We start from the raw sequence: 22,858 nt of genomic DNA on the forward strand, positions 1-22,858 counted from the left end.
CGATGGCGGAAGAACAGTTTATCAAAGGGTGTTCCATTTTATCTGAAGGGATCCGCAGCATCACGTAGTCCGTCGCCGAAGAAATTAAAGGCCAGAATGACGAGAACGACCGGGATCGTCGGTATGAGAAGCCACGGATATAGCGCAATGACGCTGACGCTGCGCGCCTCCGTGAGCAGAATTCCCCAACTTGTGATCGGTGGTCTGAGGCCGAGACCGAGGAAGCTCAATGCGGTTTCGCCGAGAATCATGCCCGGTATCGTCAATGTGGCCGAGGCGATGAGATGCGACATGAAACCGGGAATAAGGTGCCTGCCAATGATGCGCGGTGTGCCCGCGCCCATCAATTGTGCAGCCAAAACATAGTCTTCTTCGCGAAGCGCCAGCAATTTCGAGCGCACGGCGCGCGCCAGTCCCGTCCAGTCCAGCATGCCGAGAATGATGGTGATGCCGAGATAGACGAGGATCGGGCTCCAGGTCACCGGCATGATCGCCGCAAGCGCCAGCCACAGCGGAATGCTCGGGATGGATTGCAGGACCTCGATGATGCGCTGGACGATGAGATCAAAGGTGCCGCCGCGATAACCAGCGAGACCGCCGATCACAATGCCGAGAACGAAGCTCATGGCGACGCCGAGAAGGCCGATAGTGAGCGAGATGCGCGCGCCATAGATGATGCGCGACAACACATCGCGTCCGAGACGGTCGGTGCCGAGCAGGAACATTTCGCCGCCTTCGGCGGGGCATACAAAATGGGTTCTGCCCTCGAACATGCCCCAGAAACGGTAGGTATCGCCCTTGCAGAAGAAACGCAGCGGCTGAACATCCGTTGGCACGTCCCGATAGACACGCCTCAGATTGTCCATGTCGAGCGTCATTTCCCGGCCGTACACGAAGGGGCCGACAAATTTTCCGTTATCAAAGAGGTGAATGGCCTGCGGCGGGGCGTAGATATGCTCGATATTGCGGGTATGGAGGTTGTAAGGCGCGAGGAACTCGCTGATCAGGATCGAGAGATAAAGAACCACCAGAAAGGCACCGGACCAGACGGCGATCTTGTGCTGGCGAAACTGCCACCACATGAGCTTCAGCTGCGACGCCTTGCTGAAGGCGGCCATTCCGGATGTGTTCGGTTCGATCAAGGAGGGATCGAAGGGCGCGGTCGAGACGTAATGCGGCAGTGCTTCGCCTGCTTTCGGGATGGATGAAGTCATTTGACGTTACCACCTCCAAAGCGGATTCTCGGGTCGAGTATGGCAAGGGCGATATCCGACACCAGAACGCCGATCACCGTCAGGAAAGCGAGGAACATCAAGAACGAGCCGGCCAGATACATATCCTGGCTTTGCAGCGCGCGGATGAGCATGGGACCGGTGGTTTCGAGCGACAGGACGACGGCGGTGATTTCCGCGCCGGAAATGATGGCGGGCAGGATCGAGCCGATATCCGAGATGAAGAAATTCAGCGCCATGCGCAGCGGGTATTTGATCAGCACCTTGAAGGGGTGAAGCCCCTTGGCACGGGCAGTCACGACATATTGTTTCTGCAATTCGTCCAAAAGGTTGGCGCGCAGGCGGCGGATCATGCCCGCCGTGCCCGCCGTTCCGATGATGAGGACGGGTATCCAGATATGTTCGAGGATCGATTTGAACTTCGCCCAGCTCATCGCCTGGTTCAGATATTCGCGGTCCATCAGATGGCCGATGGAGATACCGAACCAGATATTGGCGAAATACATCAGGATCAGCGCCAACATGAAGTTGGGGATGGCGATGCCGAGCAGGCCGAGGAAGGTCAGGCCATAGTCGCCCCAGCTATATTTATGTGTGGCGGAGTAGATGCCGATCGGAAAAGCGAGAATCCAGGTGACGATGATGGTGAGGAACGACACGAGAACCGTCAGCCACAGGCGGTCTCCCACCACATCGCTGACGGGCAGCTGATATTCGAAGGAATAACCGAAATCGCCGACCAGCATGCCGGTCGCCCAGCGGAAGTAGCGGATCGGCGCGGGCTGGTCGAAACCGTAGCGGACGCGCAGCTCCTCGATTTCGGCAAGGTTCGCCGTCTCGCCCATGGCGCGCAGTTCGGCGACATAGCTTTCGAAATAATCACCCGGCGGCAATTCGATAATGGTGAAAACCAGCATCGAGATCAGGATCAGCGTGGGGATCATGACGAGGATGCGCTTGATAATATATCGCAGCATATCAGGCGTCCCCGTCGTACCAGAAGGCATCCGGCAGGTAGACGCCGAGATAAGATGTGGGTTCATAACCGAAAAGCGCCTTTTCGGGCACGTTTCGCATGCGCTTGACATGAACGACAGGCTGAAGTGCGCCGTTGACGATGCCAATGGAAAACACCTGCTGTGTATAGATATCAAGCATTTCCAGCCAGATGGCGGTTCGCTCTTCCTCGGTGACGCTTTTGCGCCATTTTTTCAGGAGATCGAGCAGATGTGCCGCCTCCGGCAGATCAGGCTCCTTGCCCTCGCGGCCGCCGGAAAGATAATGGATGCCCCAGACGGGCCATTGCAGCTGGTCGTCGCCGGTGGGCGCAAGGCCGGAAGGCAGCATATCCGATGTGGGCACGCCATTGTCCATGCCCATCCATACCGACATCAGCACTTCGCCGCCCATCGCACGCTTGCGGAAGACATCGCGCTGGGTGGGGCGGACGGAAACCGCAATGCCGATGCGCCGCCAGTAATCGCTCACCAGTTCCATTACGTCGGTCTCAAGCGTGCTTTCGCCGGTTGTTTCGACGATGATATAGGCCGGACGGCCATCGGGCAGGAGCCTGATGCCGGCATCGTCGCGTTTATCGAGACCCACCTCGTCGAGCAGCCTGTTGGCCGCTGCGCGGTCGAAGGCGCTCCAGGCTTCTGCAAATTCCGGCCTGTAAAGTGGGCTTTCCGGCAAAACGGTGTCGGAGCTTTCCTTCGCCAGCCCGTAAAAGCAGACCATGTTGATTTCGTGCCGGTTGATCGCAAGGGACAGTGCGCGGCGCACCCGCACGTCCTGGAAATAACCCCGCCATGCCGGGTCGGCGCAATTGAGGTTCGGCAGAAGCGCAACCCGCGATCCTTGCGAGCGTTTGTAGAGGTTCACCTTCAGGGGGAAACGCTTTTCGGCATCCTTCAGGAAGGTGTAATCGGCGAAATCGAGGCCGAAATATTGCAGGTCGCTGTCGCCGGACGCCGTCTTGGCCGAGATGATGTCGGAGGAGGTGACGTTCAGCAGGAAGCGATCGAGATAAGGCAGCTGCAGGCCGTTTTCATCGACACGGTGGTAATAGGGATTGCGTTCGAACACGAATTGTTCGGCCGGCGGCGCGGTCATGTTTCGCCATGCGTCCAGCGTCGGCAAAGCGGGGTTTTCCGGGCGCACCTGCCGCGACATCTTGATATGCAGGCCGCTCCAGTCGTCCGCCTTGTTCTTCTTGATGAGCTTGGCGAGGTTTTCCGCGGTCTGATATTTGACGTGGAACTGCTTCATATAGGCGGCGGGCAAAAACAGCCGCGCCGGGGAGGCCGCCGCGAGTTTCGCCAGAAAATCCGGGTTCGGACCTTCCCAGGTGTAGCGCACCGTCAGTTGGTCGATGACTTCGATCAGTGGCGGATTGTTGTTGACCAGAAGTTCGATCGGGGGACCGCCCTTGTGGATTTCCTTGTTAAGGGCGACATCCTCCCAGAAATAGCGGAAATCCTCGGAGGTCAAATCGCTGCCATCGGACCATTTGTGGCCCTCGCGCAGCTTGAAGGTGAAGATGCGTTCTTCCTGGACGTCGTAACTTTCCAGAATGTCCGGATGCAGCTCGAACTTTTCGTCATAACCGACGAGACGGGCATAGTTGCTGATAGGCATCAGGCGGATATCGCGCTGACCACCGATCAGCATGCGAACGGAGCCGCCATGTTTTCCCGGTTCGCGGCCGAGCGATTTCATATTGATGACGCGCGGATTTTTCGGCAGGCGTCCCGCCACGTCGGGCAACTCGCCCTTTTCCCGTTTTTCCTTGAAGTAGTCGGCGTCGGTATAGGCGGCACGCGCATAGGCCGGTAGGAAGACGGAGGCCAGCAGGGCGAGAGTGGTGCGGCGCGTGATCAAGGGCGGAGCTCCCGGATGTCGACGTTGCCGTTTGCAAGAACGAAATGGCCGTCGCCCAGATCGGCGGAAATCATGTCGCCATCACCCTCATCACGGAACTGTTTGCCCCAGTCGAATTTGCCTGTCGCGCTGATCTTGCCAATGGTGCGGAAATCCAGCGGCCGGTCGAGGTCGGGAAAGGGCACAGCCGCCAGCAGCGATTTCGTGTAGGGATGCACGGGGGAGCGCATCATGATTTCCCGCGGTGCCAGCTCAACGATGCGGCCCTCACACATCACGGCCACGCGGTCGGCCATATAGTCAACCACCGCCAGATTGTGCGAGATGAAGAGGTAGGTAAGCCCGAGGTCTTTCTGCAAATCCTTAAGCAGGTTGAGAATTTGCGCCTGAACCGAGACATCGAGCGCGGAAACGGGTTCGTCACAAATCAGCAGTTCGGGACCGAGCGCCAGGGCTCTGGCAATGCCGATACGCTGCCTTTGCCCGCCGGAGAAACTGTGCGGATAACGGTTCAGTGCGCTTTCTCCAAGGCCGATGGCCTTGACGAGATTGCGGACTTTTTCCGCACGGTATTTGGCGTCGCCGCGTCCATGGATTTCCAGCGGCTCGCTCAGGATGTTGCCCACGGTCATGCGTGGCGACAGCGAGGAGATCGGGTCCTGAAAGACCATCTGTATCTTCGAGCGCAGTTCCTTGAGGTCGCCGTCTTTGGCATTGAGCACATCGATATTGCCCTGCGGACGGTGAAATGTGACGGAGCCTTCATCCGGGCGAACGGCGCGCATCAGGATCTTGCTGACGGTGGTTTTGCCGCTGCCGCTTTCACCCACCAGCCCGAGGCATTCGCCCCGGCGGATTTCAAAACTGACGCTGTTGACCGCCTTGGTGGCGTTGGCGTCGCCTTTGCTGAACCAGCTGGACTTGCGGGTGGTGAAGGTCTTGCTGATATTGTCTACGGTCAGAAGCGGGCCGGGGGTTTTATTCACGGCGGCGTTTTTCTTGCCGACGAGGCTTTCATGATCGACCTTGATTTCGCGCAGCGCCTTCAGCCTCTCACCGGGCTTCATGTCGAAATGCGGCACGGCGTTCATCAGGCCTTTGAGATAAGGGTGGCGTGGCGACTTGAAGATCTCGTCGACAGTTCCGGCCTCCATGATCTCGCCCTGATAGATCACAGCAACTTCGTCGGCGATGTTTGCGACGACGCCGAGATCGTGGGTGATGAGCAGCATGCTCATATTCAGCCGGCTCTGCAGATCGCGCAGCAGCTTAAGGATTTGTGCCTGGATGGTCACATCAAGCGCCGTCGTCGGCTCGTCGGCGATCAGAAGAGCCGGGCGACAGATCAGCGCCATGGCGATCATGGCGCGCTGGCGCATACCGCCTGACAGCTCGAAGGGATACATGTTCACGACCTTTTTCGGGTCGGGGAACCCTACGAGGTCGAGCGTCTCATACATTTTTTCCGCGCGCTCAGCCGGCGACAGAATGCTGTGGATACGCAGCGCCTCGTCTATCTGATTGCCGACAGTGTGTAGCGGCGAAAAGGAGGTCATGGGTTCCTGAAAAATCAGCCCGACGCGATTGCCGCGTATGGAGCGGATTTCCCGGCCGTCTTTCGGCAGTTGCAGCAGATCGACAGGACCGGCTGCGGCATTTTCAGGATCGGTGAAAAGCACGCGGCCGTTCACCCGCGCCGTCTTGGGATGGATGCCCATGATGGTCTGGCCGATGACGGATTTTCCGGAGCCGGATTCTCCCACAAGTGCAGTGACTTTTCCGGGAAGAATGCGAAGGCTGGTGCCCCTCACGGCTTCAATCGTGCCGCCCATAAGAGAAAACGAGACCCGCAGGTTTTCAATACGGAGCAAATCTGCGCCTGCGCTCATGCCAAAGGGTTCCTTGCCGTCTCTTTATCGTTGCCTTGTGACAATTTGCTCAGGAGGGCTTAAAGGTACGTTATCGCAGGGTTTGTTGTCTGTCTATGCTTCTGAAACATCGAATTGTTTAACGAATTCAAAGCCGGCTTCCTAAACGCTACGGCTTGCCTCATGGCTCGTGTTTAGCGATATGTTAACGAGCGTTTCTGGATGAGGATCCATGTCCGACAAGAAATATTATGACGCGCAGCTGGAGAAAGCCCGACAGTTGCAAAATGACGGCCAATATGCGGAAGCGCAGGCGCTTCTCCTATCTTTGGTTGCAGCAAAAGACGGTTACATGATGGGCGAGCAGACGGTGCTCGGTCTGCCGCGCCGGCTGCATGCAGCGCGGCTGCGTCTCGCCAAGGCCGAAGGCGATATGGTTGCCAAAATCGGTTACCAATATACGCTCGTGCCGCCGCCGCAGGTTCTGGCAAAATATGCACAGTTTTCGCCGGAAGAGCGCCACACGATCAATCTCAAAAGCAGGGAGGATGTGCCGCGGATCATTCACCAGATATGGATCGGCGAAAGAGCGCTGCCGGTATCGGTGAAAGCCTGGGCCGCCCATGCTGCAAAACATGGATACGACTATCGTCTCTGGAGGGAGGTTGATCTTGAGCGGGAAGGCGTGTTTGCAGACGCTGTCTTCAAGACCATGCTGGAGCAGGGTGATTATCCGGGCGCGGTGGATGTGGCGCGTTATATCGTGCTGGAGCGTTTTGGCGGCATCTATCTCGATTGTGACTGGTATCCGGCGCGGGACGATGTGAGCTTCGACGCATTCCTGCCTTTGGCGGGGCTGACGGCGTTCGACGAAAAAACGCCGCGTGATACGGGTCAGGGCAGCATGCTGCTTGCCAATTCCTTTATCGCCGCGCCGGCTGGACATCCGGTGTTTCGCAGGATGCTGGAAGCGTTTCCCGGTATCCTTGAAGAGATGCCGCGCGCACCCGCCTGGTGGTCGACCGGCCCGTTGATTTTTACCGTCATCGCCCGGGCGGGAAGCATCAGCCTTGCGCCTGCGTCTTTTGTCGCGGCGTCGCTTGCCGATCGCACGCCGTTTGCGGCGGTCGAAGCGCTTCGGCAGGAACTCAATGAAACGGATGGTTTGCTGATCGCCTGGAAATCATGGTGAGATTTCGTTGACGATATCCGCCGAGGAACGCCAGCGGGCGGCGGGATGGTTGGCGGTTGCCTCGAAAAGCCGCCGCAGAAACCGCCAGACATTGTCGTCATGCACGAGATGATGGGTGAGGATGCCGGTCGTGCCGCCGTCTTCGGCGGTCTTCAGAATTCGTGTGGCGGTTTCGGCGAAAAGGATGTCGTCATCGCGGCCGCCTCGGCTGCCGTGCCAGTCGATCACGTCGACATGGGTATTCAGACGCGGCGGCAGGGTGTTTTTCTCCGGGCCGAAAACGGACAGGGCGCGATAGCCGATGCCTGCCAACTCTTTCACGATGCTGGCATCCACGCGGTTCCATGGCGGCACGAGCATCGGCACGAGACGGCTGCCATGCAGGTCATGGAGCTTATCCAGTCCGGATTGCAATTCGTCGAGAACGAGGAAAAGCTCCCGGTGAGCGCCGAGTTCCTGTTTCTTCTCGCCGTTTCCGGCATAATTCGTGTGCGACCAGCCATGCACGGCCACATGGGCAATATCTGACGCATCCAGATATTGCGCGAGCCTGTTCGTTGTCATCTCGGGAATGACCGCGAGGGTGATCGGAACGGCAAAGCTGCGGCAGAGATCAAGCAGCGTATCAAGCGCGGGTGTCGGCTCCACGGCGTCGTCGTCCCGGAGCCAGAGATCGGCGGTCATGCCGCGACGGCTGCATTCGTCCAGTGCTGCAACGAGTTTTTCCACACTCATGATCTTCGCGCCTTTGCTTGCAGCAGGATATTATTCAGCTCTGTTGCGGCGTTTTCCAGAGATCGTTCATTGACGACGAACTGGCGGGCCGCTTTTGCCAGTTTTTCGCGCTGCCTGTCATTGCCGAGCAGGCTTTTGATCGCGTCGGCATAGGCGGCTGTATCATTTTCCGGTGTCAGTAATCCGGTGGTGCCGGATTTTACCACTTCGGGAACACCGGCTACTTTTTCGGCCACCACGGGCAGGCCGGCGGCCTGTGCCTCAAGATAGGCAAGACCATAGGCTTCGCCATGGCCGGGCCAGACATAGAGGGATGCTTTTGAAAGAAGTGCTGTGATCTCGGTTGCGGTTTTTTCCCCGTGCCAGACAAGGCGATTGTTGGGAAATGCGCTGAACATGGCCTGCACGGCGGGACGTTCCGGCCCGTCACCGATAATATCCAGCGTCCAGTCGAGGTCCTGCGGCAACAAAGCGAGCGCTTCGGAAAGGGCGCGATAGCTGGTCAGCTTGTCGCCCGAGCGCATCATGGCGACGGTGATGAGCCTTGCCGGCGTTGGGTGTGGGGCAGTTTCAAGAAAAGTCCCGACATCGATAAAGGGCGGCAACATTTTCCAGTGCAGAGTGGGGGAAGCGCGCAAAAGCCCTTCGCGATCCCGCGCCGTGAAGCAGATATTCACGGCGGCTGCATTCAATGCGGCCAGTAATTCATCCTGTATCGCCTGCCAACCCATTCCATTGCGCTTTGGCGAATAGGAGGCTTCGGCGGTGACGTAGGGGATATCGAACCGTCTGGCGAGTTCCGGTCCGAGTAAATCCGGGGTTTTGTAATACGGATGATAACAAAACCAGAGGTCCGGGGGGCCTTCCCGTCGCCAGCGCTGAGCGATGGCTTCGATCTCGCGATCGGCCGCATCGACGAGCGAGGTTCGTGCCGGGTCATCCGCCTGTTTCAAAAAGCTGCGCAGTTCGGAAGCAACGAAGACCGCGTGGCCGCCCATCGTCATTGCCTGCATCAGCAAACGGGCCATCAACCGGTCTCCGGAGGGAACGGGATGGTTGGGCGATTTGAGCGGCGAATAAAAGGCGATCTTCATGCCGAAGGTTGTGCGTTGGCCGCCACATCGGCGTCAACCGGAATTTGAAAGGGCCGAGTCTTGACAGCCCGGCCATTCTTGCCCAACTGAAAGGCATCTTTTGCACATGCGCGGAGCGTGACACGCTTTGACTTCTCCTGATGTCTCCCAGACCCTGCTTTCCAGCATCGAAAACAAAACCGCCAAGGCGGGTGTGATCGGCCTCGGCTATGTCGGCCTGCCACTGGCCATGACGGTGGCCAAGGCCGGGTTCAAGGTCGTCGGATTCGATATCGACCCCGGTAAAATGACCGCGATCGATGCGGGCCGCAGCTATATCGAGGCGGTGTCCGATGAGGTGCTGGCAAGTGTCAGGCAGGATGACGGCTTCGTCGCGACGGCCGATTTCGCCCGATTGGCCGAATGTGACGTGATCGCCATCTGCGTGCCGACGCCGCTGACGAAATATCGTGAGCCGGACTTATCCTATGTCGAAAAGACCTGTCGGGAGATCGCCACTTATCTGCGCAAGGGGCAGCTTGTTGTGCTGGAATCGACCACCTATCCGGGCACGACTGACGGGGTGGTGAAGACCATTCTGGAGAGCGGCGGGCTGGTCTCCGGCGTCGATTTCTTCATCGGCTTTTCGCCCGAGCGGGAAGATCCCGGCAATCGTGATTTCGAGACTTCGACCATTCCGAAGGTCGTTGCCGGCGATGGCGAAGCGGCCGGAAAACTGATGGCCGCATTTTATGGATCGGTGGTCAAAAAGATCGTGCCCGTTTCGACAAACGCCACGGCCGAGGCGGTGAAAATCACCGAAAACGTCTTTCGCGCCGTCAATATCGCGCTCGTCAACGAACTCAAGGTCGTTTACGAGGCGATGGGCATCGACATATGGGAAGTGATCGACGCGGCGAAAACCAAGCCTTTCGGTTTCATGCCGTTTTATCCCGGTCCGGGTCTCGGCGGCCACTGCATACCGATTGATCCATTCTACCTCACCTGGAAATCACGCGAATATGAATTGCCGACGCGGTTCATCGAACTTGCCGGGGAAATCAACACCGGCATGCCGCGCCACGTTGTCGGACGGGTTGCTGAAGCGCTTGATATTCATTCCGGCAAGGCGCTCAGCCGTTCGAAGGTTCTGGTCGTCGGCCTCGCCTACAAGAAAAATGTGCCCGATATTCGCGAAAGCCCCTCGCTGAAACTCATCGAGCTTATTCAGGAGCGTGGTGGCGAAGCCGCCTATTATGATCCGCACGTGGCGGAAATTCCGAAAACCCGCGAATACAGCCACCTGATGGGTATGAAATCGGTGCCATGGGACAGGCAGACGATAGGTGCTTTCGACGCCGTTCTCGTCGCGACCGACCATGACAATGTTGATTATACCGCGCTCAGCGAATGGGCGCCGCTGATCATCGACACGCGAAATGTCTTTGCGCGGCGGGATATTGCGGCAAAACACATCATCAAGGCCTGATACGGACGGATCATGAGCAGACTGGACAGTTTCATTCGCCGGTTGACGGCGCAGCGGGATATTCTCAACCACCTGGCGGCCGATCTCGATCTGCCGGAAGAGGGTGCGCTGATGGAAATTGGCTTGGGAAACGGACGCACTTTCAATCACCTGCGGGAACTGTTTCCCAATCGTCGTATCATCGCCTTCGACAGGGCCATGGGAGCTCATGCCTCCTCCGTTCCGGCGGCGGAGGATCTTGTTATTGGTGAAATCTCGGAGACCGCACCGGCCTTCATCGGTGCAGATGCGGCGATGGTGCATGCCGATATCGGCACGGGCTATCCGGAAAAGGACGCGGTTACATTGACGTGGTTGCCGGATCTTGCCGCGGGCGTTCTGGCGAAAGGCGGCGTCGCCGTCAGCGGTCTGCCGCTGGATCATCCCATGTTGAACCCGCTGCCGGTGCCGGAAAGCGTGCCAAGGGACCGCTATTTTCTCTATCGCAAGATTTGATCCGGGCAGTTCGACAGCAAGCGTTCTAGCCTCTCCTATAAATAACGTTCGCTCTCTTCTTTCGAGAGCAGGAAAACTTTCATCTGCGAGTTCCGTCCGCGAATGGTGATCTGTTCGCTGCGAAGGTCGGCAATATCCTGCCCTGCCTGAATGAGAGCCGGTTCGGAAACAACGATGGCCGCGCCGACTTCCTTGGCCTTGGATTCGAGCCGGCTTGCCACATTGACGGTATCGCCGATAGCCGTCAGGGTTTTTGCGGCGCCATATCCCATGACACCGACGATGCTTGGGCCGGCGTGAATGCCGACCACGACTTCCAGACGGACGGCGAACTGTTTTTCCAGCCCCTCGTTTAAGATTGCGATATCACGCAATATGGTGGCCGCTGCCTTCATCGCGTTGCGGCAGGCATGTTCCTCATCTTCTCCAAGTCCGAACAGGGCCATGGCGCCATCGCCAATGAACTTGTCGAGATGGCCGCCCGCGTGCTCGACAGCCTGGCCGACGATGGTGAAATAACGGTTCAGGAGGAAGACGACATCATAGGGTAGCTTCGCCTCGGAAAGCGTGGTGAAGTTGCGCAGATCGCAAAAGAGGATGGCGATTTCCTCTTCCCGGCCGGGGCGGGCCAGCTGCGTATCGACCGGCAGGTCGCTCTGCTGGGGCGGCGAAACGAGGAGCGCGATACCAAGATCGCTCGTGGGTCGTAGCTGACAGCCGAGCCGCACATCTGAATCGGCATGGATGCGCCGCAATGTGGTCTGCTCGATGTCTCCGGGCGGCGGAAGCGGACCTTTGCTGTCCAGAACCTTGACCCGACAGGTTGAGCAGCGCCCTTTGCCACCGCAGACGGAATAATGCGGTATGCCGGCAAGCCGGCTGGCCTCCAGAATGCTCAGCCCGGCAGGCACACGCGCCTGCGCGCCATGTTCGTAGCGGATTTCGATGGCCGTCAACCGTTGCCGCCAGCTGCGCACGCCGCGCAGGACAAAAACCAGCATCACCGCGCCGATAAACGATGTTTCCACCGACCCAGTGATGAACCTGATCTGCGTCTCCATTTCCCGTTGCAGCGGTAGCTCGTCTTTTTGAACGGTATTGTCGACGAGTCCCGGAGGAAGCGCATATTTTTCGTCGATCTCCGCCAGCCATCGGCCGGCATCGCTGAAGCCCAGCAGCGCAAGAAGCGGCAGCATCACCGCCACCGTCATGAATAGCCCGGCTATACGCGGATACCAGTCGCGGTAACGCAGCCAGAAATAAAGGCCGATGCATCCATGCACCCAGATCACGATCAAGGCGAGGCTTTGCCACGCGCCCTGTATCGGGTTGTTGATCCACAGCCTGCGGATGACCGAGTAGTAGCCGACATCGATGCCATAAATCATATGCGACACGCGGATATTGACGGCGTGGCCGATGATCAGAAACGGGATCGACAGGCCGAAAATGACCTGAAGCGCTTCGCGCAACGGCATGCGCAATGTTCTGCGCAGATAAAGCGAGCGCAGGACAAGACAGACATGCACCAGAACCGAACCATAAAAAAGCAGGCTGCTGACGGGATTGAGCCAGATCAGGCTGAACCATTTTCGCGCCCGTTCGGCGGTGTCGATCGAGATGAGTGCAAGGGAGTGATTAAAAAGATGGGAAAATACAAAAGCAAATATGATGAGACCGGATAAAATCCGGGCCTGTCTTAAGTTGGTTTCCGAAAAGAAACGGATCATGCAAATCCCATCGTGTGGTCGCTCAGCGCAGAATCATCATTAGTAAGCCGTGACGCTCTTAGTGCAGGGAATCTCGTGGCAATATCGTGGAGCAAAAGGCTGGCGAAGGTCAATTGTGCGTGTTCGAATGTCGCTGACGCGCGTCCTGTTTAAAAGGAATCGTTCGGTGAGCTCTCGCCCTTTGTTCTTACGCATTTTCCGCAGGTAAAGCCGCTGCGCATTTTTGCTGGAAATTTTCTGGACGTACGATTGCAATCGCGACTTGGGGGCGTTGCCAAGCACCCCAAACCTCCGCCGTGACCAAGAGGTTGCGGTGACCGCGATCAGAGTTCGATGATCTGGCCGTCCATGGCCGCGAATGCGCCGTCGAACTGGGCTTTTGCCTGTTTCTCGATGCTATCCAGTTCCTCGTCGCTGCGGCTTGGAGCATGGTGGATGAAACCGACATTTTTTGCGCCAGCCAGCTTGGCGAGGCGGATTGCCTGTTGCCAGGAGGAATGGCCATAACCGCGATAAAGGCCCATTTCCTCATCGGTGAACATGGCGTCGTAGAGGAAAAGATCCACATCCCTGATCAGATCGAGCACGGTTTCGTCGATGCTGCCCGGCTCATGTTCGGTATCGGTGATGATGGCGAGGGACTTTCCTTCCCAGTCCAGCCTGTACCCGATGGCGTTGCCGGGATGATTGAGCATTCCGGTTCTGATTGAAAGGCCGGGGCGCGGGTTGAGCGTGTCGCCGGGCATGAAGTCCCGCGTCACCATTTTTGCGCAGCAAACCTCCAGCGGCACGGGGAACCAGGGTGGGCTCATGAAATCCTTGAGCATTTCCCGCGTTGTCATGATGCCGGCCAGGTGACCAGACCAGATAGCGACGTCGTTGCAACTGTTGTAAAACGGCTTGAAATAGGGGAAGCCGACAATGTGATCGTAATGACAGTGCGAGAAGAACAGATCGACGTCGGTAATGCCTTCCGCCCGCAATGCCAGACCGGCGGGATGAAGCCCCGACCCCGCATCGAACAAAAGAACGTGGTCTCCGCATCGTACCTCGATGCAGATGGTATTACCGCCATATTTTCGGAAGTTTTCACCTGAAACAGGAAGCGTTCCCCGCGCACCCCAGATCTTTACCCGAAAATTTCTATTACTTTCCCGACTTGCTGTGTCGGAATCGAACGCCATGACACACCCCAATAACAACGGAATCTTGCACGCTTTCCTCCCATGAAGCCCGTTGTCTCTATAGATTCTTATATCCGCCTTTTTTAGCGGATGCCCTTACCTCTTATTCAGTCAGCATTTCATTTATATTGCAATGGTGCGACATTTATTTTTCTAATATCGCCCGTCGGGGTAGCAAGGAATTGCCGCTCATGTTCTGGCGCTTGCGCGCGCCTTGCTGAGTTCCGTCGTCGTCTGGGTGAGGCGTTCGGCAAGAACGCGCATGACTTTTATGGTAATATCCGGGAAATCGGACATGAGCTTGAAGAATTGTTCCTTGCCGATCCGCAGGGCTTCGACATTGGTGGAGGCACGCACTGTCGCGGTTCTGACGCTGTCACAGAGGATGGCGATTTCACCGACGATGGCATTGCCGGTCATTTCCGCCACCTTCAATGTGCCTGACGGGGAATCGACCAGAACATCCACTTTGCCGGTCAGAACCACATAGGCCGCATCGCCGACATCCCCCTGCCGAAACAGCACGTCACCTGTATGATAGGATACCCGATCCGACGCAAAAGCGAGTAGTTTGAGCTTCGACGGTTCCATTTCCGAAAAAAACGGGACGCGTTTCAGCATTTGAATTTCTTCTTTGAAGAGCATTGCCTTACCCTATTCTTGTTCCACCTCGGCCACGTTCTTGGATTTATGTTGCGACCATATCCTTGAATGTACCGTTTTCCTGCGCCAGAGTCTCGTAACTTCCGTCGGCGGTGACTAGTCCCTGATGGACGAATATGACCCGGCCGAACATGCGCGAGAGCGTTGCATTCGACAGAACCCATATGATTGACGGGTTATTGTTGTTCTGTTTCAGGAGTGTGATGACCCGTTCAACAATTTCCTCCTGCTGTCGGGGATCAAGGCCGGGAAGGGGGCGATTAAAGACGTAATAATCAGATTTACGGATCAGCGCGCGGGCAAGGTTGAGCTTCTGGCGCTGGAGCGGGCCAAGCCGCTTGCCGCCGGCACCGAGGTTGAAATCCAGACCCACGGCCAGGACACGCTCGTAGACGCCCTGCTTGCGCATGACATCGGCGACGATGCGGGTGATGCGCCGGGAGGCATCGGTATAACGATGGCTGACCTTGCCGAAGAGAATATTATCCAGCAGGCTGGTGGCGCTCATATATTTCGTCGGATCGTAGATTTCGATGATGTTCTTCAGGCTGTCGGGCAGCTTTTCATGGAACATGTGCCGGACCTCGACGATCCGGTTCATGATTTCCGGCGACAACAGGCCGAAACGCTGGCGCGGCTCGACGTAGAAGAAGCTCAGCCGCAGCATTGCGCGTTTTTCGCTCTCATTGGCATCATCAAAACCGCGGCCCTGCAGGCGCTGCAGCATCTGCTGATAGACCGGAATGTCATCGGGTGTCATGAATGTCAGCTGCTGGAAGAAGGGGTGGTCTCCCGGCAGGTCGGCGAAGATTTCGACGATGTTTTCGGCAATCGTGTAACCCATTTCAAACAGGGTTTTGACAAGACCGGTCTCGCGCATCAGCGAGCGGAAATAATCGCTTTCGATGATGGTCCGGATCGTCTGGGAAGAGTCCCGCATGGTGCCGAACAGCAGGTTTTCGCCAACCGTCGCCTCGCTGTTGTAGCTCTCAAGCTCGAAGGGTGCGATGAGGCCGCTCAGGTTCTCTTTTTCCAGTTCTGCACGCAGGACATGCCGCAGTTCCACGATGCGGGCGGCGAGATGCAGGTCGGTCAGAGGGTCGATCGACGAGCGCAGCGCAAATTCCAGAATATCCTGCGACAGTTCCACGCTGTCGAGGACGGCCAGGATTGCCCGAATGAGATTTTCCGGCTTACCGTCCCCGGCCGGGCTGGAAGCGTAGTCGATCCATTCGCTGTTGATGTCGATCAGCGGATTGCCCGCCATCTTGGCTTCGCGGATTTCCCACTTGCGGTGTTCCAGAGCCGCACCCTCGTAGTTTTTGTCTGCGAGCGGGGCGTGTTTCAGGCCGTAGAGCAGGTTGTCCATCAGGCTGGCGTGGAAAAAATAGCTGTCCGAAGAGACATAGGAGATACGACGTCCCGTCAGTGATTCTGGCAGTTCCAGTATGTCGACATCATTGATGCTGATCTTGCCGGAGGCCGGCCAGAGTGTACGACCGATCGCATCCGCAAGCGCTTCGCCTCCCGCGCCGCCGACGATGGCGATGACTTCACCCGGTTCGATTTTCAGCGACGCCTGCTCCAGAAGTCGGCTGCCGCTATCGTCTTCCAGTGTCAGATTGGTGATGACGATCGGTGCGGTGATGGCTGCGACGGCTCCCGGCGACAGTTTCTGTACGTTTTCTTCGATCATGTTCGGTGCATTGAACTGTTCGAAGACCTGCTCGTATTTCACCTGCACGTCCTGGCGGGCCTGATCCCAGTCGATCAGTTCCTTCAGCGGTCCGGGCAGTTCCTTATAGGCGTTGATGACGGCGACCAACTGGCCGACATCGAGGCTGCCCTTGAGGGTGAGATAACCGCCGAGCGCATAAAAGAAGAACGGCGTGAGCTGTGCGAGGAAGTTATTGATGAATTTGACCAGAAACTTCCACTGGTAGAGATCGTAACGGATCTTGAAGATGTCGCCGAGCCGGTGCGAGGCGTCGGCGCGCTCGAAATTGGAGGTATCATAGGCGTGGATGGTCCCGATACCATCGACCATTTCACCGATACGCCCGGCTAGCTGGCGGGCGCTCAACTGCCGCTGGCGACCGAGTTCAATGAGGCGGCGGCGCATCTTGGGGATGATGCCGACCTGAATGGCGGCCATGAAAGCAGCGATCAGACCCAGCCAGAAATTCTGCACGAGGATGAAGAAGAGCGCGGAGAGCGCCTGACCGCCGAGAAGCGCCGGCTGCACGAAGGCGTCGCCGGTAAAGCCACCCAGCGGCTCGACTTCGTCCTTCACCATACTGGAGATTTCAGCACCCTTGACCCGCTTGAAGTGGGTGGGCGGAAACCGCAGGATCCTGTCGATCAGCTCAAAGCGGATACGCCGGAGAAGCCGTTCGCCAAGGCGGCCCTTGAAGGTATTGATGTAATATTTGAAAAGCCCGTTGATGACGACAAGCGCAAGGAATGTGAGGCTGAGCGCCATCAACATCGACATGCGGTTGAGTTCGAGCCCGGGGAACAATGTCACGGTGCCCCAATAGGGAATATCGACCGTGAGATGCATGAAAAGCTGGGTCGCGTTCGCCCCTTCGAAGCCATCTCCCTGAATAGGCCCGTTGACGATCTGTTTGGGCAGATCGAAGGCGAGGAAGTAGGGGATCATGGACAAGGCCACAATCAGCAGAATGAAAAGCTGCTGCCGCCTCGTGTGCGACCAGATGTAACGCGTAAGGCTTTGTTCCATATAAAACTTCTATGACCTGTCGGGGTAAGCCCGGGGTGTTGGTTTGCGCGGTGTCTAAACGATCCGGTGGCCGGGTAGCGCAAGCTCCTCCTGCAAATAGGTACGTGACTCGCTATTTATCAGTATATTCAAGCGGTTTCGAGCAAAATAGCATTCGCACCGAGGCTTACCGCCACACTGAAAGATTGTTTTTGCAACCCCTTTGTCGCAATCGATGTAAATGCGACAGTATTTTTAGAATTCTCTAATGTTATTGTTTGTAGTGTAGGACAGGCGTTAAGACACTTGGGTATAGTGATCCCGTAGTGGTTGAGCCAGACGCTGGCGCAATAGTGGCAAGGTCGATGGCGATAGATATTTCAGAGCGTGCAGGCAGCGAACCTCCCCTTGATTCACGGCAGCTTTTCGACATTTCAGCGGATGGGATGATCGCGCATCCTGTTTCTTTTGAAGGGCTTGCCGGTATTTTTCATCCGGCGCGCAATGATGTGCAACGGGATCATGCGGTTCTTTTCGTCAGCCCGTGGGGCATGGAAGAGCTATGCAGCCGCAAGTTCCAGCGGGTTCTGGCCGAGCGGCTGGCCGCTTCCGGCGTTGCCAGCCTGCGGTTTGACTACCTTGGCGCAGGTGACGCGCTTGAACCGGAAGATGCGGGCCGGGCGGCCGACTGGCTTTCCGACACGCGCGCGGCGTTTGATTATCTGAAGCGTCTTTCCGGCTGCTCCGGGGTTGTCGTTGTCGCTCAGGGTCTCGGTTGCCCGATCGCCGCTCAGGCGCTTGCCGGTGCTCTGGAGGTCGGTTCGATGGCTTTTCTGGCGCCGGTCGTCTCCGGCCGTGCCTATCTGCGCGAGCTGGCAATGTGGTCGTCGATGATCGATGATGGTCTTGGTCTTCTTTCCGGGCAACGTCTGGCGCAGCCCGGGGCGATTGCCGGCATGGCCATGCCGGCAGGCGTTGCGGATACGATCAAAAAAATCAATCTTTCCAGTCTTGAAACTGTTCCAGCCCGCCATGTCCTTGTGCTGGCGAGAGCCGGTCGGGTGACGGACAGTGATTTCGCCAGACATCTTGCCACGATAGGCGGCGAGGTGAGGGAGGCGGCGTTTTCGGGTTATGACGATCTCGTTTCCAGCCCGACGCTTTCGAAAATATCCGGCGACGTCGTGAACCTGTTGGTGGATTGGGTCTTGTCACAGACCCATGCCGGGAACCCTGCGACACTCCCGGAAGATTTCACCATCAACGCGCCGCAGCGCGGCCAGGGTTTTTTCGAACAGCCGGTGCAGTTTGGCGAGGGTGGACGGCTTTTCGGCATTTTTTGCGAGCCGGATCATCGGAAACCGGTTTCTTCGGTCCTTTTGCTTGGCGCGGCCTATGACCGGCATGCGGGCTGGGGCAGGCTTTCCGTGCAGACCGCCCGTGCCCTTGCGCGCGCCGGTGTCGCTTCGATGCGCTTCGATGCGGCCAATATTGCCGACAGCCCGCCGGTCAAAAATGTGCCGGATCAGGTTCTTTATGATGCCTCGCAGAATGACGATGTCGCTGCCGCACTCGATTTTCTCGAGCGGCGCGGCAAAGGTCCCTTCATCGCGGCCGGCCGGTGCAGCGGCGCCTATCTCGCCTTCAACGGCGCGCTTGCAGATAGTCGGATCAGCGCAGTCGCGGCGGTCAACCCGGTCGTCTTCCACTGGCAGAAAGGCCGCTCGGTTGATGAAGCACTGCACAAACGGCCGCGTTCGTTTGGGGAGTATAGCCAGCGGTTTCGCCAGGGGGCGACATTCAAGCGCCTCTTCAGCGGCGATGTCGATGTCGTCAGTGCCGGGCTGAACATCGTCAAGGCGACGATGAAGAAGCTCTCGACAAAAACGGCAAGGCTGTTCCGCCGGGGCAGTGAAGAAGGCCGCGCCGTTTACGGTGCATTCGATTCACTCAAGGCAAAGGGCACTGCCGTTAGCCTGCTCTACAGCGACAATGACGACGGGCTTGAGCATTTCCGCTATTATTTCGATGCCGATGGTCGTGGGCTTTCGGCCTATCAGAATGTGTCGCTGACAATTATTGCCGATGCCGATCACAATCTTTCGACTCCGGAAGCGAAAAAAATCTTTATCGATGCGGTTAAGCGGCTGGCTCTAAAAGGCGAAGCGCCGGCCGGACCCCAATGATACCACCTCGCCGGAAGGTGGCGTTTCGACCGTGCCGGTTTCCGGCACGAGATTGATTGTCTTGTTCTCGCCGGGGGCGAGGTGGAACCAGTTTTCCGAAGCGAGATAGCCTTCTGCCGACACATGGACGGATTGCGCCAGCCGGTCCGTACCGATTTCGAGCGACCAGTTGCCGTTGGTTTCGCTGATACCCGGAGCCAGACTGGCGGCATGCATCGCCTTTTTCCGGCCGAGCGGGAAATGGAAGGCGTCGGCGATGACAAGCCGGGTTGCGACATCACGAAGCCGGGCGACCGTGACATCATGGGATGGCGGGCCGAAACGATAGGCATAGGTCGTATCGAAAAAGGCGCCAAACAAATCGGTTGAGGCAATTATCTGGCTCTGCCGCGGTGAAAGCGTCAGCGGGCGTTTGGCGTGTACGACTGGCTGCATGCCGTCGCGCAGGCAGGTCAGTTCCAGCATGGCGTCTAAGCCGTTGCCGGTTTCGTTGATGAGATGGATGTCCAGCCCGTTGGTGCCTTCATCGGAAAGGCTGAGCTGAATGGGGCGGAACGCCCGCTTTAATGCGTGCCAGACGGATTTGGGCCGGCCGGTGGCGTCGATGATACCCCAGCCAGCACCGGGAACGAGATCCTGCAGGGTCCAGACCAGCGCGCCCCGGCAAGAGGAACCGCTGCGCCGCCATTCGGCGAAGGTCGCCTCCATGACCTCGGCTGTTGCTGCGCGGGACATGTCGAGATAAAGCCCGCCATCCTCCCGCCGCAGAACGTCCGGCTCAACGTCGTAAAGCAGCTTCAGATAATGATCGCGAACATCTTCGAAATCCCAGGACGCGCCGCGATCGCGCGGCGTGCGGGCTTTCCAGCGTGGATCGTGCACGGCCACGCCGGGAAGATATTTGTCCAGCGTTTCCTGTTCGGGAATATTGGAAAAGGCCAGACACTCGGCGGCAAAGCGCACATCGGCGCGGCGGGCATCTTCCAGCGGACGACAATAGGCGCCCACACCATAATAGTGACCGACCCCGGCATTGGGGAAAAATGGCAACGCGCCACCAGAGGGTGAATTGGCGACGTAGGCCGTATCCGGCCGTCTCTCAGCCATCACATCCGGAATAATCTCCTCGGTGAGCGTCGCCTTCCATATCTGTTCCGGCAGGCCCAGCATGGCGCCCTGCTGGTACATCTCGCTGCCGCCGCAGAAAACGGTGAGCGACGGAGAAAGCGCTGTCGCCTCGAGGAATTGCGAGATTTCCGTAACGATATGCTGGCGCAGACTCTCATCCTTTGCCGGGTAATCGAAATTGGCAAGCATGGCGTCCTGCCAGACCATGATGCCGAGTTCATCGCAAAGCGCGAAGAATCCCGGTGTCTCATAGGCCATGGTGCCGCCGATGCGGATCATGTTCATGCCGGCTTCGGCTGCTTTTTTGAGCCATGGCTCGTAGTCCGGCCGCGTTCCCGGCAGGCGCACGATGTCGGCCGTCGTCCATACCGCCCCACGGCAGAAAACGGGTTGCCCGTTCACTTTGAGCCCGAAACCGTTGCCGTCCTCGCCGTTTTCGATCTCAATCTGGCGAAAGCCGGTGCGCCCGAGCCGGTGTTGCTTGCCGTCCAACTCAAGAACGACATCGTGCAGTGCGGGCCTGCCATGGGTGTGTGGCCACCAGATTTCGACGCCCGGTATGAGCAGTTCGCCTAGGAGCCTGCCGTCTTCGCCCTTTGAAAGATTGATGCTGTAACCAGCGCAAATCACCCGTGCGGACTGGATGTCGCGGTTCGCTTCTAGAACGATGCTGACCTTTCCCGTGCCGGTATCGTCAAGTGAAGATCGCAGGCTGCAAAGCACGCTTTCCTGTTTGATGAGGCTGATGGGTCGCCATGGGCCGGCGGCATGGATTTCCGGGCACCAGCCGGGCATATAGCCGAGCGCCGTGGTGCGGATCAGCCGCAACCCCTGCGTATTCATCATCTGTGGGCGCCAGCGGGCGCGCGGACCGGTTTTTTCGAGCCTCGGGCCGAGTGCCCGAAAGCAGATCGAAAGCTCGTCTGCGCCTGTCATTTGGACCGGTACTTCCAGCCTTTCAAACATGCTTTGGCTGGCGGCGATCAGTTCGCCGTTGAAGAAGATTTCGGCAAAGGTGGAGAGGCCATCGAAGCGCAGGGTGGCCCGCTCCCGCGTATCGGAAATCATCGTCAGCCGATACCAGGCATCCTTGTCGTTCAGTGCGACAGGGGCAAACCGATCGAATTTTTCCGCCATTTCCAGTGCCTGCGCCACGGTGCCGGGAACGGAGACGTGCAGGCTTTCAAGCGCTGCCGGAATTTCAGAGGGCGTCTCGTAAGCATCGGCGGGCGTCAGTGTCAGCGTCCAGCCTTCACTCAGCAATTCTTCGCTTTCGCCCGGGAGATAGGTTCTCACGCGGCCTCGCTGGCATCAGACAGTTTCGCCGCAAGGTTTTCCATCAAGCCGTCCCATGCGTCTGCTGCCGGATCGAGCACGGAGGCCAGCGCGTCGAATTTGCGGCGCGTGACGGCGCGGGCAAGCTGGAACTGCACGGTTTTGGCAACCTCGGAGATGCGCAGCGCGTGGTCTCTTGCTTCAGAAAAACCTTGCTTGTCCAGCCATTCGAGATGGCTTGCCGCCAGTTCAAAATTGGCGCCGAGCTGGCGCAGCGTGTTGAAGGCATATTTGTGGAAGAAGCCGAAAGGCCTGTCGGCAACCTTTTCCACCTGAGCCGGAAATACGGCTGAAAAAGCCCTGACCGGATTGGTGGATGGCCGTCTTGAAAAATGAAACTTCAGCAGCCGTTCGGCCGTCTTGCGAATATGCGCCGGCGAGGCATTGCTGTCTGCGAATTTCGCAAATTCGGTGTAGGGCAGGAAGGGTGGATCAGTTTCGGCCAGATGATGCTGGAACAAGCCGTCGAAATCTTCACCTGACAGATGGAAAAAGCCGGCATTGTGGAAATAGTCGAGTTCCCGGTTCGCCAGGTCCAGCCGGTTGATGGCGACTGTGGTTTTGCCGTGTTCCTTCTGATAGCTCACCCCATGGGTATCGGGCATATAGAAGCTGTCCATCTCGATCAGGCAGATGCGGCCGCGCTCCAGTTGCGCTTCGATGTGGTTTTCCACCCGGTCAAAGATCGCAAGCTCGGTGGCGCGAACGCCATAAAGCGCTTCGAGATCTTCCAGCGGCACCTTGAAGAAGGTGAACTGGTCGCCCTCGAAATCCTGTGTGAGGGTGAAACCGAACATGGCTTCCGGCGGCAGGCCCTTGGCCGCCAGCACCTCGATCCACAAATCAATGTAGCAATTGGTTTCCGGCCACATCCTCTCGGAAGAATGGAGCGGATGTTGCACATAGTTTTTGGGATCGAGACCGGGGAAAATCTGCCGCATGGATA

Annotated in this window: 16 protein-coding genes; 4 read left to right on the plus strand and 12 right to left on the minus strand. The window is 57.8% G+C overall.

What is annotated here, in order from left to right; all coding sequences use genetic code 11:
• Positions 1-38: 38 nt before the first annotated feature.
• The 4 genes from JZX89_RS26840 to JZX89_RS26855 are packed head-to-tail and all read right to left on the minus strand — an operon-like array spanning position 39 to position 6,001.
• Complete coding sequence (locus JZX89_RS26840) at positions 39-1,214, minus strand: ABC transporter permease (RefSeq protein ID WP_142842334.1); 1,176 nt, start codon at positions 1,212-1,214, stop codon at positions 39-41.
• Positions 1,211-2,209: an ABC transporter permease gene (locus tag JZX89_RS26845; protein WP_149900569.1), complete on the minus strand. Its 999-nt coding sequence runs from the start codon at positions 2,207-2,209 to the stop codon at positions 1,211-1,213. The genes JZX89_RS26840 and JZX89_RS26845 overlap by 4 nt, the downstream gene beginning before the upstream one ends.
• A gap of 1 nt (position 2,210) precedes the next feature.
• Positions 2,211-4,112 carry an ABC transporter substrate-binding protein gene (locus tag JZX89_RS26850; RefSeq protein WP_207135942.1) on the minus strand — a complete coding sequence of 634 codons (1,902 nt, stop codon included), beginning with the start codon at positions 4,110-4,112 and terminating at the stop codon, positions 2,211-2,213.
• Positions 4,109-6,001 carry an ABC transporter ATP-binding protein gene (locus JZX89_RS26855; RefSeq protein ID WP_207135943.1) on the minus strand — a complete coding sequence of 631 codons (1,893 nt, stop codon included), beginning with the start codon at positions 5,999-6,001 and terminating at the stop codon, positions 4,109-4,111. Before JZX89_RS26855 ends, JZX89_RS26850 begins: the two co-directional genes overlap by 4 nt.
• 211 nt (positions 6,002-6,212) lie before the next feature.
• Between JZX89_RS26855 and JZX89_RS26860 the strand changes: the two genes are divergently transcribed.
• Positions 6,213-7,172 (plus strand): glycosyltransferase family 32 protein, encoded by a 960-nt coding sequence (locus JZX89_RS26860; RefSeq protein ID WP_207135944.1) that lies wholly within the window; start codon positions 6,213-6,215, stop codon positions 7,170-7,172.
• On the opposite strand, the gene JZX89_RS26865 is transcribed toward JZX89_RS26860, so the two are convergent.
• Both JZX89_RS26865 and JZX89_RS26870 read right to left on the minus strand, forming a co-directional pair.
• Positions 7,164-7,907, minus strand: coding sequence for a polysaccharide deacetylase family protein (locus tag JZX89_RS26865; protein WP_207135945.1), 744 nt, complete (start codon positions 7,905-7,907; stop codon positions 7,164-7,166). The genes JZX89_RS26860 and JZX89_RS26865 overlap by 9 nt on opposite strands.
• Positions 7,904-9,001: a glycosyltransferase family 4 protein gene (locus tag JZX89_RS26870; RefSeq protein ID WP_207135946.1), complete on the minus strand. Its 1,098-nt coding sequence runs from the start codon at positions 8,999-9,001 to the stop codon at positions 7,904-7,906. Before JZX89_RS26870 ends, JZX89_RS26865 begins: the two co-directional genes overlap by 4 nt.
• 127 nt (positions 9,002-9,128) lie before the next feature.
• Here JZX89_RS26870 and JZX89_RS26875 point away from each other — a divergent pair, with 127 nt between their 5' ends.
• Both JZX89_RS26875 and JZX89_RS26880 read left to right on the plus strand, forming a co-directional pair.
• Positions 9,129-10,469 carry a nucleotide sugar dehydrogenase gene (locus JZX89_RS26875; RefSeq protein WP_207135947.1) on the plus strand — a complete coding sequence of 447 codons (1,341 nt, stop codon included), beginning with the start codon at positions 9,129-9,131 and terminating at the stop codon, positions 10,467-10,469.
• Positions 10,470-10,481: 12 nt separating this feature from the next.
• On the plus strand, positions 10,482-10,964 hold the full coding sequence (locus JZX89_RS26880; RefSeq protein WP_207135948.1) for a class I SAM-dependent methyltransferase: 483 nt from the start codon (positions 10,482-10,484) through the stop codon (positions 10,962-10,964).
• 35 nt (positions 10,965-10,999) lie between these two features.
• Here the strand turns inward: JZX89_RS26880 and JZX89_RS26885 are convergent, their stop codons facing one another.
• From JZX89_RS26885 to JZX89_RS26900, 4 genes are all read right to left on the minus strand, one after another.
• The gene (locus JZX89_RS26885) at positions 11,000-12,694 is read right to left on the minus strand and encodes an adenylate/guanylate cyclase domain-containing protein (protein ID WP_207135949.1); all 1,695 of its coding nucleotides are present in this window, start codon (positions 12,692-12,694) and stop codon (positions 11,000-11,002) included.
• Between the two features lie 323 nt (positions 12,695-13,017).
• Positions 13,018-13,878: an MBL fold metallo-hydrolase gene (locus JZX89_RS26890; RefSeq protein ID WP_207135950.1), complete on the minus strand. Its 861-nt coding sequence runs from the start codon at positions 13,876-13,878 to the stop codon at positions 13,018-13,020.
• Positions 13,879-14,067: 189 nt separating this feature from the next.
• On the minus strand, positions 14,068-14,523 hold the full coding sequence (locus tag JZX89_RS26895) for a cyclic nucleotide-binding domain-containing protein (RefSeq protein WP_149900577.1): 456 nt from the start codon (positions 14,521-14,523) through the stop codon (positions 14,068-14,070).
• Positions 14,524-14,566: 43 nt separating this feature from the next.
• Positions 14,567-17,284, minus strand: a complete 2,718-nt coding sequence (locus JZX89_RS26900; protein WP_174374219.1) for an ABC transporter ATP-binding protein — start codon at positions 17,282-17,284, stop codon at positions 14,567-14,569.
• A 344-nt stretch (positions 17,285-17,628) separates the two neighbouring features.
• Here JZX89_RS26900 and JZX89_RS26905 point away from each other — a divergent pair, with 344 nt between their 5' ends.
• A complete protein-coding gene (locus JZX89_RS26905; protein WP_207135951.1) occupies positions 17,629-19,449 on the plus strand; it encodes an alpha/beta hydrolase family protein in 1,821 nt (606 codons plus the stop codon).
• Here JZX89_RS26905 and JZX89_RS26910 read toward each other — a convergent pair.
• Together JZX89_RS26910 and JZX89_RS26915 are read right to left on the minus strand one after the other, a co-directional pair.
• A complete protein-coding gene (locus JZX89_RS26910) occupies positions 19,417-21,873 on the minus strand; it encodes a glycoside hydrolase family 2 protein (protein WP_207135952.1) in 2,457 nt (818 codons plus the stop codon). The two genes, JZX89_RS26905 and JZX89_RS26910, sit on opposite strands and share 33 nt — an antisense overlap.
• Positions 21,870-22,853, minus strand: coding sequence for a DUF1839 family protein (locus JZX89_RS26915; protein ID WP_207135953.1), 984 nt, complete (start codon positions 22,851-22,853; stop codon positions 21,870-21,872). Before JZX89_RS26915 ends, JZX89_RS26910 begins: the two co-directional genes overlap by 4 nt.
• Between the last annotated feature and the right edge of the window lie 5 nt (positions 22,854-22,858).

Source organism: Agrobacterium burrii, from assembly GCF_017313405.1.
GTDB lineage: Bacteria > Pseudomonadota > Alphaproteobacteria > Rhizobiales > Rhizobiaceae > Agrobacterium > Agrobacterium burrii.